Source organism: Arthrobacter sp. Hb9-2, from assembly GCF_059091165.1.
In genome coordinates, this window is the sequence record NZ_JBNHGJ010000021.1 from 38,565 (window position 1) to 58,138 (window position 19,574).

Here is a 19,574-nt window from a genome sequence, read left to right on the forward strand (position 1 = left end):
AATCGAATCCCTGACGTTGCGGAGATAACAGTGATCACAGTCCTTGCCGTGCACTTTACGGTGGCTGTGGTGGCGCCGTTCCTCTTCAGGGCATGGGGCCGCAATGCTTTCTACGCACTGGCGGCTGTTCCCGCTGTCTCCTTCATCTGGTTGCTGTTCCAGCACGGCCCTGTTTACTCCAGGGACGGGGCGGTCGCCGAAGTGGTCCCCTGGATCCCGGGCCTCCACCTTGAGTTCGCCTTCCGCATGGATGCCCTGGCATGGGTCATGTCCCTGTTGGTGCTGGGCGTCGGCTCGCTGGTCCTGGTCTACTGCGCAAGGTACTTCAAAAAGAAGGACCAGGACCTTGGCGCCTTCGGAGCCCAGCTCCTGGCCTTCGCCGGAGCCATGTTCGGCCTGGTGGTGGCGGACGACCTCCTGCTGCTGTTTATCTTCTGGGAACTCACCACCATCCTGTCCTATCTCCTGATCGGATTCGCCCGCACCAGGCTGGCAGCGCGGCGGTCTGCACTTCAGGCACTTATGGTCACCACCGCGGGCGGCCTGGCGATGCTGGTGGGCCTGATCATGCTTGGCTACGCGGCCGGCACGTACCGCATCTCGGACATCCTCCAGCAGGCGCCGGCGCTCGTAAGCGGACCTGCGGGCTCCTTGGTGGGTGCCGCCGTCGTACTCATCCTGGTGGGTGCCATCACCAAATCGGCGCTGGTTCCCTTCCATTTCTGGCTCCCCGGAGCCATGGCGGCCCCCACCCCGGTCAGCGCCTACCTCCACGCCGCGGCGATGGTCAAAGCGGGCATTTACCTCGTTGCACGGCTGGCCCCGGGCTTCGCCGAGACGTCCTTCTGGCAGCCGGTGGTGCTGGGCCTCGGGCTGGCGACGATGCTGGTGGGCGGCTACCGGGCGCTGCGGCAGACCGACATCAAGCTCATCCTTGCCTACGGCACGGTAAGCCAGCTGGGCTTCCTGACTATGGTGGTGGGGCTGGGCACGCCGGACGCGGCCCTCGCCGGCCTGGCCATGCTGTTGGCTCATGGCCTGTTCAAAGCCACCCTGTTCCTGGTGGTGGGCATCATCGACCACCAGTCCGGAACCCGCGATGTCCGCAAGCTTTCCGGGGTCTTCAAGTCCGCGCGCGCCCTGGGAATTGTGGCCGGCATCGGCGCCGCGTCCATGGCAGGTGTGCCACTGCTGGCGGGCTTCGTGGCCAAGGAATCGGTGTTGGAGGCCTTTGTCCACCACGCAAGCGACCCTGCCGCCGGTCCCTGGGGCATGGTGGTCCTGGCCGGGCTGGTCCTGGGGTCCGTCCTTACCTTCGCGTACAGTGCACGCTTCATGTGGGGTGCGTTTGCGGTCAAGGCGGGAGTCGAGCCCACACCCTTCAAGGCCGTCAAGCCCTCTTTCCTCGCCGCGCCGGCCATCCTCAGCCTCCTGACCATTGTCTACGGCCTGTGGCCGGTCCCTGTGGACGCATGGATCCAGCCGTACGCCGCGCTGTTTGCTTCGTCCGCTCCCGACGCCGGTACGCCGGCTGAGCAGGCAGGCCACCTCGCCCTGTGGCACGGTTTCACCCCGGCGCTTGGTTTGACGGCCCTGACCTTCGCGCTGGGTTTGGCAATGTACTTTGGCCGCAACACTGTTACGCGGGCCCAGTCCCTGGTGCCGCCGTGGGTGGACTCGGACAAGGCATACCAGTACACCATCGGGGCATTGGATGACGTAGCTGTGTGGATTACCGGACGCACGCAGCGCGGTTCGTTGTACTACTACCTCGCCGTCATCCTCAGCGTCGCCTTTGTGCTGCCCCTGGCGGCCATCCTGCTGGCGGGCAAGCCGCTTCCGGACGGGATCTACCTTGTGGATCCGGGTTCGCCGCTCCAACTGGTGGTGGGTGCGGGCATCGTGATTGGCGCCCTGGCCGCCGTCAAGGCCAACAAACGGTTCCTGGCGGTCCTGATGGTTTCCGTCACCGGCTACGGCATCGCACTGATGTTTGCCCTCCAGGCCGCGCCGGACCTGGCCCTCACCCAGATGCTGGTGGAAACCATCGTCCTGGTGGCTTTTGTCCTGGCGCTGCGGAGCCTGCCGCCAGAGCTTCGGGACCGCACCGGCGGCAGATACCGCGTGGTTCGCGTTATTATTGGCCTTTGCTTCGGCGTCACCATGGTGTTCGCCGCGATCTACGCGATGGGCGCCAGGACAGCCATCCCTGTTTCGCTGGAGTTTCCGCGCCTCGCTTACGAAGGCGGCGGGGGACTGAACATCGTCAACGTCACGCTCGTAGACATCCGGGCCTGGGACACCTTCGGTGAAATCACCGTCCTTGCCCTGGCAGCAACAGGTGTCGCAAGCCTCATCTTCGTCCGTGGCCGCGGCGACCGGATCAAGAACTCCGCCAGCGTTGCCGCCGGCACTGTGGGCCGCTACCGCGGAGCCAGCCCCGGTTCCCGTGACGCCGCTGCGCTGGCCGTGAGCCGGAAGTTCGCCGCGTCTGCCCGGGACGCGTGGATTGTGGCGGGCAGGACCCTGGCCCCGGAACGGCGCTCCATCATCTTCGAGGTGGTCACCCGGCTGATCTTCCACTCCATGATCATCTTCTCGCTCTACCTCCTGCTGGCCGGCCACAACCTTCCGGGCGGTGGTTTCGCCGGTGGCCTCACCGCAGGCCTTGCCCTGACCATCCGCTACCTGGCAGGCGGGCGGTTCGAACTGCGCGAGGCCACCCCCATTAGCGCCGGAGCCCTGCTGGGCGTCGGGCTGGCAGTTGCCGCAGCCTCAGGCGTAGTGCCCTTGCTGCTGGGCGGCCAGGTGTTCCAGACGGCCATCATCGAACTCTGGCTGCCTGTGTTCGGAGACATCAAGTTCGTCACGTCCACCATCTTCGACATCGGTGTCTACATCGTGGTGGTGGGCCTGGTGCTGGACGTCCTGCGGAGCCTCGGAGCCGAAATCGACGAGCACTTTGAAAAGGGTTCCGCCGCGGTGTCCCATGACATGGCCGACGACGGGCAGGAATTTGCCGGGGACGCGCACGCCGCTGGCATAGCAGCGCAGGACGCGTCCGCACGGGAACACAGTCCGGAAGGCCTCTCCGCCGAGACCACCGGAAAGGGCCAAGCATGAGCATAAACCTGACCCTGCTGATAGTTATGGGTGCCCTGTATGCCTGCGGCATCTACCTGATCTTGGAGCGCAGCCTCACTCGGGTGCTGCTGGGACTGATGCTCCTGGCCAATGCCACCAACCTGCTGATCCTGGCGACCGGCGGATACGCCGGGCTTGCCCCGCTGTATTCAAAGGACATTGCGGCCCAGGAGTACAACGACCCCCTTCCCCAGGCGCTGATCCTGACGTCCATTGTGATCTCCTTTGCCGTCACGGCCTTTATGCTCGGCATCATCTACCGCACGTGGGTACTGGCCCGCCAGGATGAGATCCAGGACGACATCGAAGACCGCCGCGTGGCGGAAACGCCAAGCTTCGACGCCGAGGACGACGCCGAGATCCCTGCCGAGACCTCCGAGTTCCCCGTGGCAACGGTGGTGGCCGGTGGCCGGGAGATGTCCGCCGAGAGCGCGGCCGCAGAAGAAAAACCCGGCTCCAGAAATGTGGCCCTTGGCCCGGAAGGAGGCGGAAAGTGAACATCGCAAGCTTTGCCCCGCTCGCCGTCGTACTTCCCATCCTGGGCGCCGCCCTGACCTTCCTGCTGATCCGGCACTCACGGGCGCAGCGGGCGGTCAGCATCGCGCTGCTGTCCCTCACGCTCCTGCTGGAATGTTTCCTCCTGGCCTCCGTCTGGGACGGCGGGACGGCTGCCGTGACCATCGGCGGCTGGCTGCCGCCATGGGGCATCGTGATGGTGGTGGACCAGTTCTCCTCGCTCATGCTGGTGGTGTCCTCGGCCGTGAGCCTCGCCGTCCTGGTGTATGCCACAGGGCAGGGCATGGCCGACGGCGATCAGGACGCGCCCGTCTCGATCTTCCACCCCACCTACCTGATCCTGGTGGCCGGCGTCTCCAATGCGTTCCTCTCGGGGGACCTGTTCAACCTTTACGTGGGCTTCGAGATCCTGCTGACGGCTAGCTACGTCCTCATGACCCTTGGCGGCACCGGGCCGCGGATCCGCGCGGGCGTTACCTATGTGGTGGTGTCCGTGGTGTCATCGGTGCTGTTCCTGATCTCCATCGCCATGGTTTACGGTGCCACGGGAACCGTCAATATGGCCGACCTTGCCATCAAGCTCGGCGAACTGGACCAGGGCACCAAAACGCTCCTGCACGTAATGCTGCTGGTGGCTTTCGGCATCAAGGCCGCTGTCTTCCCGCTGTCCTTCTGGCTGCCGGACTCCTACCCCACGGCGCCCGCGCCGGTTACTGCCGTGTTCGCAGGCCTGCTCACCAAGGTGGGCGTTTACGCGATGGTGCGCACCGAGACCCTGCTCTTTCCCGGTGACACCCTTAACACCCCCCTTATGGTGGCCGCACTGCTGACCATGGTGGTGGGAATCCTTGGCGCGCTGGCCCAGAACGACATTAAGCGTCTGCTCTCGTTCACACTGGTGAGCCACATCGGCTACATGGTGTTTGGCCTGGCGATGTCCTCTACGGCCGGCCTGGGCGCGGCGGTTTTCTACGTGGCCCACCACATCACTATCCAGACCAGTCTTTTCCTGGTGACGGGGCTAATTGAACGCCGTGGCGGCAGTTCGTCCGTGGACCGCCTGGGCGGCCTCGCGAAACTCTCGCCCTTGCTGGCGCTGCTGTTCTTTGTTCCCGCCATGAACCTGGCCGGCATCCCGCCGTTCTCCGGATTCCTGGGGAAGGTGGGGCTGATGCAGGCCGGCATCGAACTGGGCACGCCGCTGGCCTACGCGCTGGTGATCGGCGGAGTTGTCACCAGCCTCCTGACCCTGCTCGCGATCGCCAGGGTGTGGAACCGCGCCTTCTGGCGCAGCCCCGGCGACGCCGAACATCCGGATCCCGTGCTGCTGGCCCCGCCGATGGCAGCAGTGGCCGGACCGGGCGCCAAGCGGAACACCGTGACCCTCCTGCCGCGCACCATGGTGGGTTCCACCCTGGGCCTGGTGGTCCTCGGCGTTGCGCTCACTGTTTTCGCGGGTCCGTTGTTCACCGTCTCCGACCAGGCCGCCGAGGACATGCTGGACCGGTCTTCCTACATCCAGGCCGTGCTGGGCGAGGACACCACGGTCCCCATGGTTCTCACGTCCGGAGGAGGAAAATGAGCCGCCGGCGCATCTCGCTGCGCCAGGAACTTCCGCTCCTGGTGTGGCTGGTCATTGTCTGGGGCGCCCTGTGGCAGGACTTCAGCCCCGGAAGCCTCCTGTTCGGCGCGCTGTTGGCCGTAGCCGTAGCCCGGCTGTTCTATCTCCCGCCGGTGGAACTCAGCGGCCGCTTCAACATCCTCTACGCCGTCCCCTTCGCACTCACGTTCCTGGCCAAGGTGGTGGTTGCCAGCGGCCAGGTCCTGTACCTGGCAACAGCGCGCGGGCCGCGGGTCAGGAACGCTGTGGTGGCTGTGACCCTGCGGAGCCACCAGGATCTTTTGGTCACGGCCACCGGGCACGTGATTTCCCTGATTCCCGGTTCGCTGGTGGTGGAGGTGGACCGGTCAACCTCCACCCTCTACCTGCATGCGCTGAACATCAGCTCCCCGGAGGAGGTGGAGAACCTCCGGCAGGAGGTGCGGTCCATCGAAGCCGGGCTGATCAGGATCATGGGTACCAGGGAAGAACTCGAAACCGTTCGTATGGAGGCAGCATCATGATGCAGACCGTCCTGGTTGTTACAGCCGTCATTTTCTCGCTGGCCGCAGCCGGCGCCATCATCAGGATTTCGCGCGGGCCGTCGCTGCTGGACCGGGTGCTTGCCACAGACGTCCTGCTCGCCATCCTCGGCGGCGCGCTGTGTGTGGACATGGCCGTTAACCGGCACCTGAACAACCTGATGCTCGTGGTGGCCATCTCCATCATCGGCTTCATCGGGTCCGTGACTGTTGCCAGGTTTGTGGCCGATCGAAGGGAACAGCCCATTGAATCCTGAAGCCACTGCCCTCGACGGTTGGATCGACCTGCTGTCAGCCGTCTTCATGGTGGTGGGCGCCGTGATGTCCCTGGGCGCCGCGATCGGCCTGCTCCGTTTTCCGGACCTGCTGAGCCGCATGCACGCCGCCACCAAGCCGCAGGTGCTGGGGCTGTTCCTGCTGCTGGCAGCCATCGGCCTGCAGATGCGTACCTGGTGGGTGTGGCCCGTGCTGGTGGTCGCCTGGATTTTCCAGCTGTTGACGGTGCCGGTGTCCGCCCACATGGTGGGCAGGGCGGGCTACCGGACCAAGCACCTGCACCGCGAGCTGCTGACGGCGGATGAGCTGGAGGCGGTAGTGCAGAAAGCCGCCGCCAAGACCGCCCGTGAGGACGGTACCGGCGACGGCTCCCAGCCTTAAAAGTTTTTGTCCAGATATGCTGGCTTCCGAACGATTTAGCCCGGCTTACCTGGACAAAAACTACGTTAGTTAGACGATGTCCTTGCTCTTGGCGAACCGGGTGATGGCCCGCTGGGTGCCTCGGTTGGCCAGGACCTGGATGATGGTGCTGACCGAGGCCGAGATCAACGCGAAGGTCAGCGCCGACTGCAGGCTGGTGGGGATGTCCTCGTCCTTGCCGGTAGGCGGCTTCCGTCCTGTGGACTTTTCCCAGATGGTGTTGACCAGCTTGGTTCCGACGAAGCCTGCGCCAAGGCTCACACCGGTGCCGAGCAGCTTGATGAAGAGGTTCATTCTTAGTACTCCTTGCGGGCGGAAAACGGGCTGACTTCAGCCTAGCGGCATCATGGCGGCGCCCGGTGCGGCAAGGCGCCGGTTCGCTGCTGGCGTTGCGCACTCAGTCGAGGAGTGCTGTTCAAGCAACGGGCGGTTCCGTCCGAAACTTGATCATCTTGTGGGTGCCATCGCAGTAGGGCTTGATGGCCGAGGCGCCGCAGCGGCACAGTGCTACAGTCTTGCGCTCGCGCTGGACGGGGTCGCCGGAGGGCGTCACGATTTCGAAGTCGCCCCGGACAATCAGGGGCCCATCCGGGCACACCACGATCGAGCTTTCGGCGGGTTCCTGGTTCATGGCTGCTCCTGGTCTCGGTTGCTGGCGGACGGCTTGATGTCTTGTTGGCGCAAAGTGGCCAGTTTTCCGGAATGCCTGCGCTGCAGTTCAGCCTCCGAGTGGGCAGCGGTCCCTAGCCGTGTCCCGGCGTAGGGAACGCCGCCGGCGATGCGGAATGCCAGCGCGATCCAGATACAAACAGCCCGTTCCAGGGCCCACAGCGGGGCGCACCACACCGCCCGGAGGGGGAAGACGGCTGCGCCGTTGTTCCGTTGCCGCCCAATGCCGGCGAAGATAACCGGCGCGGCCGCCAGTCCGAGCAAGGCCCGCCCGCGGAACCCCCGGGGGAGGCAGGCTGCTGCGGCTATCGCCGGAAGCAGGGATAACTCCGCGGCGAGGCGGCGGGGCTGGGCGAAGTCATCGTAGGCCTGGCGGGTGCGCTGCTTGAGGAAGTGCCGCGGCCCGGGCGGCCGGCGGGCAACAAACAGGTCCGGCAGGATCTTTTCCTGGCCGCCAGCTGCCTTCACGGTCCTGATGAGCTCGAGGTTCTCGAAGAGCACCGGATCGTAACCGCCGGTGGCGAGCAGTGCACTCCTCCGCACGGCCAGGGTTCCCGGGTAATCTGCGGACCAGGCCCGGTTGATCAGTGTCCTGGCCGTGTCCCACCACGCATGCCACGGCAGGGGCTCGAAGTAGTTTTGCGGCCGCACTACGTCCGCTGAGGCAAGGTGATTGACGACGGCGGTGAGCGATTCGCGCGTGTAGCGCACGTCGTCGTCGGCTATCACCAGCAGCGCAGCCCTCGCGGCACGGACGCCCGTCATGACGCCGGCTACCTTGCCGTTGCCTTCGCCCCTGCTGTGGCTGTCCCCGCCGCCCTGCACCGGACGGAGATGGCGAACGCCAGCCGGGAAGGCTGCCGCATGCCGCTCGAACAGTTCCGGGTCGGAGCCGTCCACCACGGTGACGGGTATCCACTTCACCAGGCGCCCAAGGTACGCGGCCAGGTCCGGCAGTTGCGAATCCTCAGTCCAACGCAGCGGCAGGATGTACTCTGCGGACACGATGCCCTTAGCGTTCATGCCGCCGCCGGCACTGCCGCCCTCAGCGAGGTCTCGCCGTTTTCCCAGCAGGCCAAAAGGTGCGTGGAAATCCTGCCGTCGATCGCCATTGCCGCCGTTGCACCCAACAGGACATCCCCGAGTAACCCGGGCTCAGCTTCCACCAGCCCACCCGCAAGGTCGCGGCCCGCTATCTGCTCGTGGACGGCGTCGGCTTCAACGTGCTCGTCGAAATAGTGGGTCACCTCGGTATCGAAGCCGTGCCGCCGGAAGCCGTTGCCGTACAAGCGGTTGGGCCGGGACGAGGTCATTTCGTAAAGTGCCAGGTGTCCCGTGATGGCCCCGCGAAGCCGGCGGTTGAGCCCGAAGAGGGACATCATGTTCACCGCCGCGAGGGAGATGGCGGGTACCGCGTTGACATAGGCGCCGTATTGGTCGTCCATTCCCAGTCCCCGCATGGTGCGGGCGAAGAGCGCGCTGTGCATCCGTTCCGGGCGTCCTCCGCCGTACTCGTCGGCCTGAATTTCCACCAGCGCCGCCTTCGGCCGACCTGTAAGCCTGGGGATGGCCCAGGTGTGCGGGTCCGCTTCCTTCAGCTGGTAGACGGACTTGTGGATGAGGAACTCCTTGAGCTGGTCCAGGCTCGCCTTTTTCGCCACGTAGCGGGACACGCTGGGCCCGGTGTCGGTTCCGGCCAGTCCAAACAGGACGTCGGCCACTGCGTCACTGGTCATCTCTGCTGCCGGCGGTAGGTCCAGCTCCCCGGCTGCCGCCTGGGCAGCGGCCCGTAGCGCTTCCTCGAACGGCCTTTCGAGCAGGCGGCGAACCTGGATAAGGCCCGGCTCCCACTCCCAGTCGTCGCTGACGCCTTCAAGGCCGGAGTAGTGGAGCTCATAAAGGCAGAAAAGTGCCAGCTGGACGTCGTCGTCCCCGATGATGTCTGTGGCTGCAGCCAGCCCTGCCGTGACCAGCGGGCGCAGTTCTTCGACGCGCGTCGTGGCGTCGTCGGTGCCGGCGCCAACGGCCAGGGAAGTAAAAAGGGCGCTGCTAAGGGGGCCTCGGGCTTCGGGGATTTTCATGATGCTCCTTATGGGTGGCAGTGGTACTGCCGGTGCTGCCTGTGCTGCGGCGTCGACGGTGACGGTTTCGGTTTGGCCGGCGGGTCAGGTCCGGGGCGGCGTTTTTGGGGTGGTCCGCGGTGACAGCAGGATGGCCAGGATGATCATGCCCAAGCCTAGGGCCAAGTGCAGCCAATTGTCGGCGCCGTTGAGGGGGACAAAGTTGGCGGGGGTTTGATCACCCACCAGGAGTCCGTACAGCCAAAGGACCAGGTAGACAACGCCCCCGTAGATGAGGAAGCTCCTTGCCTGCTGGTGGGTCCGGGCCAGCAACAGTCCCGCCGCCCCGAAGGCCGCGTGCACGATATTGTGCAGGATGGACACCTGGAAAACTCCCAACAGCAAGGCCCCGGAGCCGTGCCCGGCCAAGCCCAGGGCTTCATAATTGCTGGTGATCCCGGGGATGAATCCCAGGACACCCACCAGGAGGAAGAGGGCGCCCGTTGCAAGCGCTGCCTTCTGCAGGCCGGTCCTTGCTCCGGTGGCCCGGGTGCTGACTGTCATTGTCCTGTCTCCTCAAAAGCCGGGAGACAACATAGTAAGCATGATTACTAATAAAAGCTAAGTACGCTTTCCATCTGGCGGACAGCCAGCACGCGGCGGACCCGGCCGCCGGTGGTGGTACTCACCCCTCCGAGGTACTCCACACGTAGGGGTTGGCCTGGTGCCCGCCCCGGCGGCCGTGCTCGTACCCTTGCTGCCAGGCCTTCCCGACGGCGGACACAAGTTCCGCCAGCAGTGGATAGTAAGGGTGGTCCGGGCCGATATAGATCATTTCCTCGGCTGCCTTGTCCACCGCCGCACGCACTTGGTTTTCGGCTGCAGGACCGATCATGGCGTCCTCCTGTTTGGAACTCCGGCCGCTGGCCTCGAATGTACTCCCAGCATTTCGCGGCGTCCATAGTCCGCGTTGATGCTGCAGTCGGTCCGCCCACTGGAAGTCAGTCCGCCCGCATGGAACCGAGGATCTCGCGCAGGGCCTGTACCACCAGGTCATGGTCCTGCACCTGGGGAAGCCCTGAGACGGTCACGGTTGCGACTGCGCCCACCCCTGTGACGTACACCGGGAAGGAGCCGCCGTGGGCCGCATACAGGCTTTGATCGAACCAGGCGTTGTCCTCGATCCGTCCGCCCTTGAGCCGGGCGCGCAGCCCCACCAGCAGGGAAGGCACCTCATGCCGGGCGGCCGTGCGCTGCTTCGCACGGATCCAGTGCTCGTTGTCCGGGGTGGCGCCGGGCAGCGCCACATGAAACAGGACCTGCTCACCCTTGGTGATGTCTATCGCGATGGGAAACTGGCCCTCCTTGCCCAGCTCCACCAGCAGCAGCCCGAGGTTGAGTGCATCGTCCAGGGAGAAGCCGGGAAACTGGAGCTCGTGGATTTCGCCTTCGATCCGGGCGATGAGCGCTTGCAGGGATCCTTCCTGCTGGATGGCATCGGAATCCGGATCGAACTCGGTCACATGCGGGGAATTGGCAGTCATGGCCCACAATCTACCCCTCCTCCGGTGTAAACTGGACCCCGCCCACAAGGGCGATTATTTACCGACAGAATCATTCAACGACAGGGGAGCGCCGCCGTCGGGCATCACTGGCCATGCCAGGGACCGCAGGTGGGCGCTGAGAGTGCGGACAGCCGCAGACCCTCGAACCTGATCCGGTTAGTACCGGCGCAAGGGAGTCGAGTTCTCGAAGTGTGCGGCAACGGCGGCAGCGCCGGTTGCTGTATCCACTTTCCCCTCCTGTTCCTCAGGAGGATCGCATGGCAACGACAGCAATCAAGAAGACCACCAGCAAGTCCTGGCGCGTTGTGGACATCGTGGTGGCAGCCCTCATCGCCATCGCCGGCGGCGTCATTTTCTGGGCCTGGTCCCAGGGCGCAGCCGCAGTCTCGGCACCCATGAACGCCGTCTATCCACCGCTTACCGGCTTGTTGGCCGGCGGCTGGATGATCCCCGCGGTGCTGGGCATGCTCATCATCCGCAAGCCGGGCGCCGCACTGTTCTGCGAGACCGTGGCCGCCACCGGCGAACTGCTTATGGGCTCGCAGTACGGCGCCTCGGTGCTGTTCTCCGGGTTTGTCCAGGGCCTGGGCGCCGAGATCGTCTTCGCGATCTTCGTGTACCGGAAGTTCAACCTGCCGGTAGCCCTGCTCGCCGGCGCCGCTGCCGGACTTTTCTGCGGCCTGAACGATTCGTTCGCGCCCTGGGGCTGGAACATCGCCTACTCCGGCGGGGACAAGCTGGCATACATCATCTTCACAGCGATTTCCGGCGCCGTGATCGCAGGAGCCCTGTCCTGGATCGCCACCCGCGGCCTGGCGAGGACCGGCGTCCTGAGCTCCTTTGCGTCACGCAAGGCAGCATCGGAGCCCGTCTTCTCCTGATGACTGCTCCTTCCCTCCACAGCTCTGCGGTGGCGGCGCGGCCGGCTGCAGTCACGGCCAGAGGCTGGGGCTGGCGGCATGCGGGCCGCTCCAAACCCGCTGTCCGTGCCCTCGACCTGGACATCCAACCGGGTGAACGCGTCCTGCTGGTGGGCCCGTCCGGCGCAGGCAAGTCCACGCTCCTCCACGCGCTGGCTGGGGTGCTGGGGGACGCACATGCCGACGACGCTGACGCCGGCGATTCCGATGAGTCCGGGTCGCTGCTGATCGACGGCGCTTCCCCCCGGGAGCAGCGCGGCCGGGCCGGGCTGATGCAGCAGGACCCGGAGACCCAGGTGGTCCTCTCGCGCGTAGGTGACGACGTCGCCTTCGGCGCCGAGAACCTTGCCGTGCCCCGCGGTGACATCTGGGCGCGCGTGCATGAGGCGCTGGACGACGTCGGGCTTTCCCACCTGCCGTTGGACCATCCGACGCCGGCACTGTCCGGCGGGCAGAAGCAGCGCCTTGCGTTGGCGGGCATCCTTGCCATGCGGCCGGGGCTGATCCTCCTCGATGAGCCAACCGCCAACCTGGACCCTGCCGGCGTGGTGGAGGTGCGCGACGCCGTGGGCCGCTGCCTCGACAAAACCGGGGCAACGTTGGTGGTGGTGGAGCACCGCGTGGCCGTGTGGAAGGACCTGGTTGACCGGATTGTGGTGCTGCAGCCCGGCTCGTCGACCGATTCCGCCGTGCTGTTGGACGGGCCGCCGGATCAGGTCCTCAACGAAGCCCGGAGCATGCTGATCGCGGCCGGAGTCTGGGTGCCCGGCTACGTCCCGCCGACGCGTCTGCGTGCTGCCGGTTCGGCTCCCGGGGCTGGCGACCTGCTGCTTGCCGCCGAGGAGCTGGCGGTGTCGCGTGAACGTCCGCGCCGCAAGGGCTTCCGGAAGGTGCCGCCGGTGCCGGTGCAGCAGGGCATTTCCGCGCAGGTCCGGGCCGGGCAGGCGCTGGCCATCACCGGGCCCAACGGCGCGGGAAAATCGACATTCGCGCTGACCCTCGCCGGGCTGCTGGAGCCCGTAGACGGCAAGGTTTCCGCCACGCTGGCGCTCAGCCGGGGAGCTGGGATTGACCCTTACCAGTGGAAGGCCGAGCAGCTGATCGAGCGCGTGGGTACGGTGTTCCAGGAGCCTGAGCACCAGTTCGTCACAGGGAAAGTACTGGACGAGCTGCTGTTCGGCCCGCGGCACCTGGGCCACGGGGAGGAGCGCGTGGATGAACTGCTGGAGCGGCTCCGGCTCACGGGACTCGTTGACGCCAACCCGTATACCCTTTCGGGCGGTGAGAAACGGCGCCTTTCCGTAGCCACGGTCCTGGCAGCGCATCCCCAGGTCCTGGTCCTGGACGAACCAACCTTCGGGCAGGACGCCAATACTTGGGCTGAGCTGGCATCCTTCCTGTCCGAGCTCCTGGACGCGGGCACGGCCGTAGTGTCCGTGACCCATGATGCCGAGTTCACGGCAGCGCTGGGCGGAATGGAACTGCGGTTGGCTGCTGCGGCGGCGGTGGCGCCATGAGGCAGGAGCTGAACCTGCGCGGCAACCACGCCCTGCTGACCCGCGCCAATCCGCTGAGCAAGTTCGCCGCCGTCTTCCTGATCACCGCAGTGTTGGCGCTGTCCATTGACTGGGTGTCCGCGTCGGTGGCGCTGGTCTTTGAGTTCCTGCTGTTCCCCTTGGCGGGCCTCACCCTGACTTTGCTGTGGCAGCGGGGCTGGCCGCTCATCCTTGCCGCAGCCGTGGGTGGCTGGAGCACTTCCATCCTGGCGCCGGACAGCGGAGTGACGCTTATCGACGTCGGCATCTGGACCATGAGCGAAGGGTCCCTGGAGCTGGGGGCCGGGTTCATGCTGCGGGGGCTGGCGATTGCGCTGCCGGCGGTCCTGTTGATGAGCTGCACCGATCCCACCGACCTGGCCGATGCGCTGGCGCAGAAGGCACGCCTTCCGCACCGGTTCGTGCTGGGGACCTTGGCCGCCATGCGGCTTGTGGGGCTGATGGCGGAGGAATGGCAGACCATTGGCATGGCCCGCCGTGCCCGCGGCGTCGGCTCCCGCGGCAGTGCCCTCCAGCGGCTGAAGGCGACGCTGGGGCAGAGCTTCGGGCTGCTGGTTCAGGCTATCCGGCGTGCTTCCCGGCTTGCCGTCACCATGGAGGCACGCGGCTTCGGCGGCGGAAGGCGGACCTGGGCGCGGGAATCCACGTACAGCGCCCTCGACCTTTGGGTTCTGGCTGCCGGGGTGGTGATGGCAGCTGCAGCGTTTGCTGCTGCGATGTGGGCGGGCACCTGGAATATGGTGTGGCTGGGGAGCTGATTTCTCACACGTCTGCTGCGTCAGCCGCAGGAGTGGTTGTAGTCGAAGCTTCCCGCCACGAACTGGGTGAGCGTGACTTCGCCGCCTGCGGTCAGCGGCGGGCCTGCGCAACTGGCTTTGGCTCCGGCTACGTCGCGCGCCCCCGCCAGCCAGCTCGGCAGGGAGTGCAGGTTGCTTGAGCTGCTGACGGTTCCCACAATCCGGCTCCATTGAAGGCCGGTTGAGTAGATCCCAACACCCTTGACGTCGATGCTGTGGAAGAAGTCCGTCATGCCCTCCAAGACTGCGCGGTTGGCATCCTTGTCAGTGGTGGACCAGGAATTTTCGCTTTCCACATCCAGCCACCAGACGTAGTGGGAGGGGTTGCTGATTCCGCGGATGTAGGCATCGTCCCAGGCCTTGGCGTAGCCGTACATGTAGGCGCACGCCGTGCCGTAGTCCTTTTCCTTGCAGGAGCCATAGGGGTTATGGACGGCCGATCCTATCGGGTACTCGTTGCTGGAGGGCCACCATGAGCCGCTGCTTCCCGGGTTGGCGGTGTTCACGTAAAGGGACACCTCAGGCTGGGTCGAATTGCCGGATGAACCCGCAGCCCACTCGAGCTGTTCCCGCAGGCAAGGGTTGGTGTTATTGGCCAACCCGTTGTTGACGCCGACGATGGCAAAAGCCTGGCCCGTGGGAAGGTCCTTGCGGCATTGGGGCCATGAGACGTCGTTGCCCAGTGTTGACTGTCTGCCTTCCCCTGGCGACGGCGCTGCGGAGGCCGGCCAACCGGGGACCAGGAGCACGATGGCGAAGATCAGGCCCGCCAGCGTGGCTGCCGCTGCGGGGCCTCGTTTCCGGCGCATCAGCACCTCCGTCGTCGTCGAAGGAAGAGGTTCCATCCAGTCTCCTCCGGCCCGGCCGGTAGGGTCAACAACCGGGTGGGCCGGAGGAGAGGTCACGATTTCTATCGCATGTAGTGGGTAAATGCTGGCCAGCTTAGGTTGCATCCCCGCGAATCGGCTCAAAACTAACTCATCTATGATATATTTTCGGCATGACGCAGGAAACTACGGAACACGTTGCCGCCATGCTCCGGGATGCCCGGGGCGAGAAAGGCTGGACCCAGGGCCAGCTGGCCGCAGAACTCGGAACCAGCCAGAGCGCCATTGCCCGGATGGAGCAGGGCAAACAGAATTTGAGCCTGAAAATGATCCAGCGGCTCGAGACCATCTTTGGCCGGAGCATCGTTAATGTGGGCAAACCGCAGATGACACACCTTCGCGTGGAGGGCGGGCACACGCTGTCAGGAGCCGTGGACGTCAACAGCAGCAAGAACGCCGGCGTCGCACTGCTATGTGCGAGCCTCATTAACCGCGGTACAACTATTCTTCGCCGGCTCGCGCGGATTGAAGAAGTTAATCGCATCGTCGAGGTGCTCAGCAGCATCGGGGTCGAGTGCACCTGGCTCAATGATACCGATCTCCAGCTCCGCAGGCCGGCCGTCCTTGACCTGGCGGCGATGGACGTGGAAGCTGCCCGCCGCACGCGCAGCGTCATCATGCTGCTGGGGCCGCTGCTGGACGAAACCTCGGAGTACCGCCTTCCGTACGCGGGTGGCTGCGACTTGGGCACGCGCACTGTAGAGCCACATATGCAGGCGCTGCGCCAGTTCGGGCTGGCAGTGGAGGCGACGGCAGGCTTCTACAGCGTTCAGGCTCCTTCGGCCGATACCGGCGACCGTTCCTTTGTCCTGACCGAGCGCGGCGATACTGTCACCGAGAACGCCATTATGGCTGCCGCTCACCGTGAGGGGATAACGGTGATCCGCAACGCCAGCCCGAACTATATGGTGCAGGACCTCTGCTTCTACCTGCAGATGCTGGGGGTGGCCATCGACGGCGTGGGCACCACCACCTTGAAGATCACCGGGCGTCCCATGATCGATGCCGAGATCGAATACTTCCCCTCCGAGGACCCCATCGAGGCAATGAGCCTCATCACCGCCGGTATCGTCACCAACTCCGAGGTGACCATCCGCCGGGTCCCCATCGAGTTCATGGAGATCGAGCTGGCCACGCTGGGGCAGATGGGCCAGCAGCTGGAGATCTCCGGCGAGTACATGGCACGCAACGGCCGGACCCGACTGGTGGACGTCACCACCAAACCTTCGGAACTGCACGCGCCGGAGGACAAGATCCACCCCATGCCGTTCCCCGGCCTAAATATTGACAACCTGCCCTTCTTCGCAGTCATTGCCGCGAATGCCAGCGGACAGACCATGATCCATGACTGGGTTTACGAAAACCGGGCCATATACCTCACGGAGCTGAACCGGCTCGGTGCACAGGTTCAGTTGCTGGATCCCCACCGGATCTACGTCAATGGGCCCACCAAGTGGCGCGCTGCAGAGGTCGGCTGTCCACCTGCTTTGCGTCCCGCAGCCTGCCTGCTGCTGGCCATGCTGGCAGCCCGGGGAGTCTCCGAGCTGCGGAACATCTACGTTATCGAGCGCGGGTATGAGGACCTGGCGGAGCGGCTGAACACTATCGGGGCCAAGGTGGAGTACTTCCAGGACTGAGCATTCACGCTTCGTCATGAAGTCCTGAGGACCTTCAAAAGTCCCTCAGCTGCCGCAGAATGTGAGTATGCGAACATTCGGCGTTGAGGAAGAGCTCCTGATCGTTGATCCAGACAGCGGGGAGCCGCTTGCCCTCGCTGACGCCCTGCTGTCCCTCCGCCGGTTGGCGGCAGACGACGCTCCTGACGAGCCCCGGGATCTCGTAACGGAAGACAAGACCGTTTACGACGACGACGAGATGGGCCTGAGTGCCGAACTCAAGCTGGAGCAGATCGAGACCCAGACGCGCCCGTGCCTGGAGTACGGTGTGCTGCTTGACCAGATCCGAGCGGGGCGGGCACTCGCTGACACGGCTGCCAGGAAGCATAATGCGCGGGTGGCGGCGCTGGCCACGTCGCCCCTTGGGCTGGCGAGCCACACCACCCCTGATCCACGCTATGCCCGGATGCTGGAGCGCTTTGGCCTGACGGCCCAGGAGCAGCTGACCTGCGGCTTCCACGTCCATACCTTTATTGAGTCACCCGACGAGGGTGTGGCTGTGCTGGATCGGATTCGTGACAAGCTTGCCGTCCTCACGGCAATGAGCGCGAACTCACCGTTCTGGAACGGGCTTCAAACGGGGTTTGAAAGCTACCGCACCCAAGCGTGGAACCGCTGGCCCACAGCGGGACCCGCTGGTATTTATGGGACGTATTCCGCGTACCGGAGGGTGGTCACCCGCCTTCTTGACAGCGGAGTGATGCTGGACGAAGGAATGCTCTACTTCGACGCCCGCCTGTCCCGGAACCACCCCACTGTCGAGGTCCGCGTTGCAGATGTCTGCCTCCGGGCCGAGGATGCTGCACTTCTTGCCGTTCTTGTCAGGGCTCTGGTGGAGACTGCGAGCCGTGAGTGGCACGAGGGGGTTGAGCCCGCCCCGGTACCCACCGTACTTTTGCGGATGGCTTCCTGGCAGGCCAGCAGCGGCGGACTCAGCGGGGAACTCCTGGATTTCGGTACTTTCCGGCCCGCGCAGGCTGCCGATGTGGTGCGTTCCCTGGTGGACTACCTTGCACCGGTATTGCAGGAGCAGGGTGAACTCGCCCTGGCCCGTCAAGGCGTGGAGGACATCATTGCTCGCGGGACGGGGGCAGCTGAACAGCGCTGCATCCGCGACAGGGCTTTGGCCGCGTCAGCCCCGGAGGACCTGGGCTTTGGTGCAGTGGTCAAGCATGCGGTGGATGTAACGATGCGCGGCTCCGTCAATCCTTCTGCTGGGGACCCGTCCCCGGAGCTGCTGCGCGTCCGCCAGTCTTAGCGGGCAGAGGTAGCCGTATCCAACCAGAGGTGCCAGTCCGGAAACGGGTCCTTGGGCAGTTCGTCTTCAGAAGGGCCTGGGTCCTCCGGCACATCAAATCTGGCAGATCAGGATCTTCCGGCGGGTCCGGGTCTTCCTGGCGGTCCAGGTTTTCCGGCAGGGCAAAGTACCCAGGCACGTACAGGTCCGAGGGCTCCGAGTCGGCCTGGACGGAGGCATCCCAAAGTTCCTCAATCCATTTCGGCCAGTGGGGTGGTTCCCAGTCCTGGTGTTCGCTTTTGTAGTGCCTGCCGGTGGGTGAGGTCCAGCCCGGTGGTTCGGTTGTGGTGGCTGGTGTTGGTTTCCAGCCGCTGGTGTGGCGGAGTTTGTGGTGTTTGGGGCAGGGTTGGCCGAGGTTCGATATTCCGGTGGTGCCGCCTTGGTGCCAGGCGAGGATGTGGTCGGCTTCGTTGTCCAGGGAGTTGTTGCTGCAGCCGGGGAACGGGCATTTGCCGTCCCGCAGCCGCAGCCAGTTCCGGCATCGCCTTGGTCAGCCGGTAGCTGGTCCGGCCGATCTCCAACGGTGCCCCGTCCCGCGGATCCACCAGTACCCGGTAGAACGAGCCGGCCCCATTGGCGACGAGGTTTCGTGCCATCGAGGCGGGGATTGGGCCGTGCCCGTCCAGCATCGCCGGCTCATCGGTCAGGCCCAGCAGCGAGAACACGGGCACGGTGACCAGGATCTGTGCCCGGGGTGCGGGGATCTCGGTGGTGGTGCCGCCCAGAAGCCAGCCCGCAGCGACATCCGCCCGGAGCTGGGTGAGGGTGCGGGTTTCGTCCGGTCCCTGCATTTCCCGGGAGATGGTGGTGAGACGGTCCCAGATGGCGGACGCCTGGTCCGCGGGCAGGCAGGCAGCGACCCAACCCATCCCGTCACCATCAAGCCAGTACTCGACCCGCCGGTCCGCCACACTCTTGGCGTGCCGCTTCTCCAGGCTCTCCGGGTGATGGCGTTCCCGCCAGGCCCGGGCCTTGGCTTTGAACCGGTACGCCGGCATCTCCCCGACCGAGGCGGCTGCCGCCGGTCTCGTCGTGTCCGGGTCCAAGAAGTGCGCCTCCAACGCCGCCGCCCCGTTACGGTCAAGGCTTGCGGCCTGGTCCACCATGGTCCGGGCATGCGCCCAGGAAATCGTCCCGGCCTGCAAAGCGGCCAGTGTCCGGGGCAGGGAAGTGGTGAGGGCATGGGAGTCGGCGATCAGGGCACCGGCGGCCCGGTCACCGATTGCCAGCACACACCCCACCTCAGCCACCAAACTCCGCTCCTGCGCCGTCACCTCATACGGCGACGAAACCGGAGCATTCAACGCTTTCGTGGCCACAGCGAACACCGCCACCGCCTGCGCCTTCAGGGCCGCCAGCTTCGCCTCTGACCGTGCAACCGCGGCAAGAACATCCAAAGCCCCATCAACAACCCGCTGCAACGGATCATCATCAAAACCCGCCGCAGCGTACGGGCCAACCGCGGCGTCAAGTTCACCAGCGCCACCGGAAGCAGCGACATCACTGTGAGCCAGCGCCGCAGCAAGCGCAGCGACTGCAGCCACAACGGCCGCCTCCGCCTGCACCACTGCCGCGTTCGTTTCCATGCCCCCATCCTCTTGCGAGGGTCTGACAAAACAGGGCCTAAAAGTCCTCCTGCTGGAAAAGAA

General features: G+C 65.2%; 19 protein-coding genes, 1 pseudogene and 1 riboswitch. Of the genes and pseudogenes, 11 read left to right on the forward strand and 9 right to left on the reverse strand.

Annotated features, from left to right (window positions below):
• The first annotated feature begins 30 nt into the window (after positions 1–30).
• The 6 genes from AC5RV1_RS12925 to mnhG are packed head-to-tail and all read left to right on the forward strand — an operon-like array spanning position 31 to position 6,459.
• On the forward strand, positions 31–3,123 hold the full coding sequence (locus AC5RV1_RS12925; RefSeq protein ID WP_493994834.1) for a Na+/H+ antiporter subunit A: 3,093 nt from the start codon (positions 31–33) through the stop codon (positions 3,121–3,123).
• A complete protein-coding gene (locus tag AC5RV1_RS12930) occupies positions 3,120–3,641 on the forward strand; it encodes a Na(+)/H(+) antiporter subunit C (RefSeq protein ID WP_493994835.1) in 522 nt (173 codons plus the stop codon). Before AC5RV1_RS12925 ends, AC5RV1_RS12930 begins: the two co-directional genes overlap by 4 nt.
• Entirely contained in the window at positions 3,638–5,242 is a 1,605-nt protein-coding gene (locus AC5RV1_RS12935; protein ID WP_493948076.1) for a Na+/H+ antiporter subunit D, read from the forward strand. The genes AC5RV1_RS12930 and AC5RV1_RS12935 overlap by 4 nt, the downstream gene beginning before the upstream one ends.
• Positions 5,239–5,784 (forward strand): Na+/H+ antiporter subunit E, encoded by a 546-nt coding sequence (locus tag AC5RV1_RS12940; protein WP_493994836.1) that lies wholly within the window; start codon positions 5,239–5,241, stop codon positions 5,782–5,784. The genes AC5RV1_RS12935 and AC5RV1_RS12940 overlap by 4 nt, the downstream gene beginning before the upstream one ends.
• Positions 5,781–6,059, forward strand: coding sequence for an MrpF/PhaF family protein (locus AC5RV1_RS12945; protein ID WP_163167559.1), 279 nt, complete (start codon positions 5,781–5,783; stop codon positions 6,057–6,059). The genes AC5RV1_RS12940 and AC5RV1_RS12945 overlap by 4 nt, the downstream gene beginning before the upstream one ends.
• Complete coding sequence (mnhG, locus tag AC5RV1_RS12950) at positions 6,049–6,459, forward strand: monovalent cation/H(+) antiporter subunit G (RefSeq protein WP_163167561.1); 411 nt, start codon at positions 6,049–6,051, stop codon at positions 6,457–6,459. Before AC5RV1_RS12945 ends, mnhG begins: the two co-directional genes overlap by 11 nt.
• Before the next feature lie 69 nt (positions 6,460–6,528).
• Here the strand turns inward: mnhG and AC5RV1_RS12955 are convergent, their stop codons facing one another.
• The 7 genes from AC5RV1_RS12955 to AC5RV1_RS12985 form a co-directional block, all read right to left on the reverse strand.
• Positions 6,529–6,792, reverse strand: a complete 264-nt coding sequence (locus tag AC5RV1_RS12955) for a DUF4235 domain-containing protein (protein WP_163167563.1) — start codon at positions 6,790–6,792, stop codon at positions 6,529–6,531.
• Positions 6,793–6,913: 121 nt separating this feature from the next.
• Positions 6,914–7,129: a CDGSH iron-sulfur domain-containing protein gene (locus AC5RV1_RS12960; RefSeq protein ID WP_493994837.1), complete on the reverse strand. Its 216-nt coding sequence runs from the start codon at positions 7,127–7,129 to the stop codon at positions 6,914–6,916.
• Positions 7,126–8,190: a glycosyltransferase family 2 protein gene (locus tag AC5RV1_RS12965; RefSeq protein WP_493994838.1), complete on the reverse strand. Its 1,065-nt coding sequence runs from the start codon at positions 8,188–8,190 to the stop codon at positions 7,126–7,128. The genes AC5RV1_RS12960 and AC5RV1_RS12965 overlap by 4 nt, the downstream gene beginning before the upstream one ends.
• The gene (locus AC5RV1_RS12970; protein WP_493994839.1) at positions 8,187–9,248 is read right to left on the reverse strand and encodes an iron-containing redox enzyme family protein; all 1,062 of its coding nucleotides are present in this window, start codon (positions 9,246–9,248) and stop codon (positions 8,187–8,189) included. Before AC5RV1_RS12970 ends, AC5RV1_RS12965 begins: the two co-directional genes overlap by 4 nt.
• A gap of 84 nt (positions 9,249–9,332) precedes the next feature.
• Positions 9,333–9,791 (reverse strand): DUF4383 domain-containing protein, encoded by a 459-nt coding sequence (locus AC5RV1_RS12975; protein ID WP_493948072.1) that lies wholly within the window; start codon positions 9,789–9,791, stop codon positions 9,333–9,335.
• Positions 9,792–9,912: 121 nt separating this feature from the next.
• Positions 9,913–10,122 carry a hypothetical protein gene (locus AC5RV1_RS12980; protein WP_493994840.1) on the reverse strand — a complete coding sequence of 70 codons (210 nt, stop codon included), beginning with the start codon at positions 10,120–10,122 and terminating at the stop codon, positions 9,913–9,915.
• A 106-nt stretch (positions 10,123–10,228) separates the two neighbouring features.
• Positions 10,229–10,771, reverse strand: coding sequence for a heme-degrading domain-containing protein (locus tag AC5RV1_RS12985; protein WP_493994841.1), 543 nt, complete (start codon positions 10,769–10,771; stop codon positions 10,229–10,231).
• 72 nt (positions 10,772–10,843) lie between these two features.
• Positions 10,844–10,984: riboswitch (TPP riboswitch) on the forward strand.
• Positions 10,985–11,049: 65 nt separating this feature from the next.
• Between AC5RV1_RS12985 and AC5RV1_RS12990 the strand changes: the two genes are divergently transcribed.
• From AC5RV1_RS12990 to AC5RV1_RS13000, 3 genes are read left to right on the forward strand one after another with little or no spacing between them, the layout of a single operon-like run.
• The gene (locus tag AC5RV1_RS12990; protein WP_493948069.1) at positions 11,050–11,673 is read left to right on the forward strand and encodes an ECF transporter S component; all 624 of its coding nucleotides are present in this window, start codon (positions 11,050–11,052) and stop codon (positions 11,671–11,673) included.
• Complete coding sequence (locus AC5RV1_RS12995) at positions 11,673–13,229, forward strand: ABC transporter ATP-binding protein (RefSeq protein WP_493994842.1); 1,557 nt, start codon at positions 11,673–11,675, stop codon at positions 13,227–13,229. Before AC5RV1_RS12990 ends, AC5RV1_RS12995 begins: the two co-directional genes overlap by 1 nt.
• Positions 13,226–14,026, forward strand: a complete 801-nt coding sequence (locus tag AC5RV1_RS13000) for an energy-coupling factor transporter transmembrane component T family protein (RefSeq protein ID WP_493994843.1) — start codon at positions 13,226–13,228, stop codon at positions 14,024–14,026. Before AC5RV1_RS12995 ends, AC5RV1_RS13000 begins: the two co-directional genes overlap by 4 nt.
• A gap of 20 nt (positions 14,027–14,046) precedes the next feature.
• Here the strand turns inward: AC5RV1_RS13000 and AC5RV1_RS13005 are convergent, their stop codons facing one another.
• Positions 14,047–14,874, reverse strand: a complete 828-nt coding sequence (locus AC5RV1_RS13005; RefSeq protein WP_493994860.1) for a glycoside hydrolase family 25 domain-containing protein — start codon at positions 14,872–14,874, stop codon at positions 14,047–14,049.
• 191 nt (positions 14,875–15,065) lie between these two features.
• On the opposite strand from AC5RV1_RS13005, the gene AC5RV1_RS13010 reads away from it, so the two are divergent.
• Positions 15,066–16,589, forward strand: a complete 1,524-nt coding sequence (locus AC5RV1_RS13010; protein ID WP_493994844.1) for a UDP-N-acetylglucosamine 1-carboxyvinyltransferase — start codon at positions 15,066–15,068, stop codon at positions 16,587–16,589.
• A 67-nt stretch (positions 16,590–16,656) separates the two neighbouring features.
• On the forward strand, positions 16,657–17,886 hold the full coding sequence (locus tag AC5RV1_RS13015) for a glutamate--cysteine ligase 2 (protein ID WP_493994845.1): 1,230 nt from the start codon (positions 16,657–16,659) through the stop codon (positions 17,884–17,886).
• Here the strand turns inward: AC5RV1_RS13015 and AC5RV1_RS13020 are convergent.
• Positions 17,831–19,511: pseudogene (locus AC5RV1_RS13020) on the reverse strand (HNH endonuclease signature motif containing protein). The gene AC5RV1_RS13015 and the pseudogene AC5RV1_RS13020 overlap by 56 nt on opposite strands.
• Positions 19,512–19,574 lie beyond the last annotated feature (63 nt).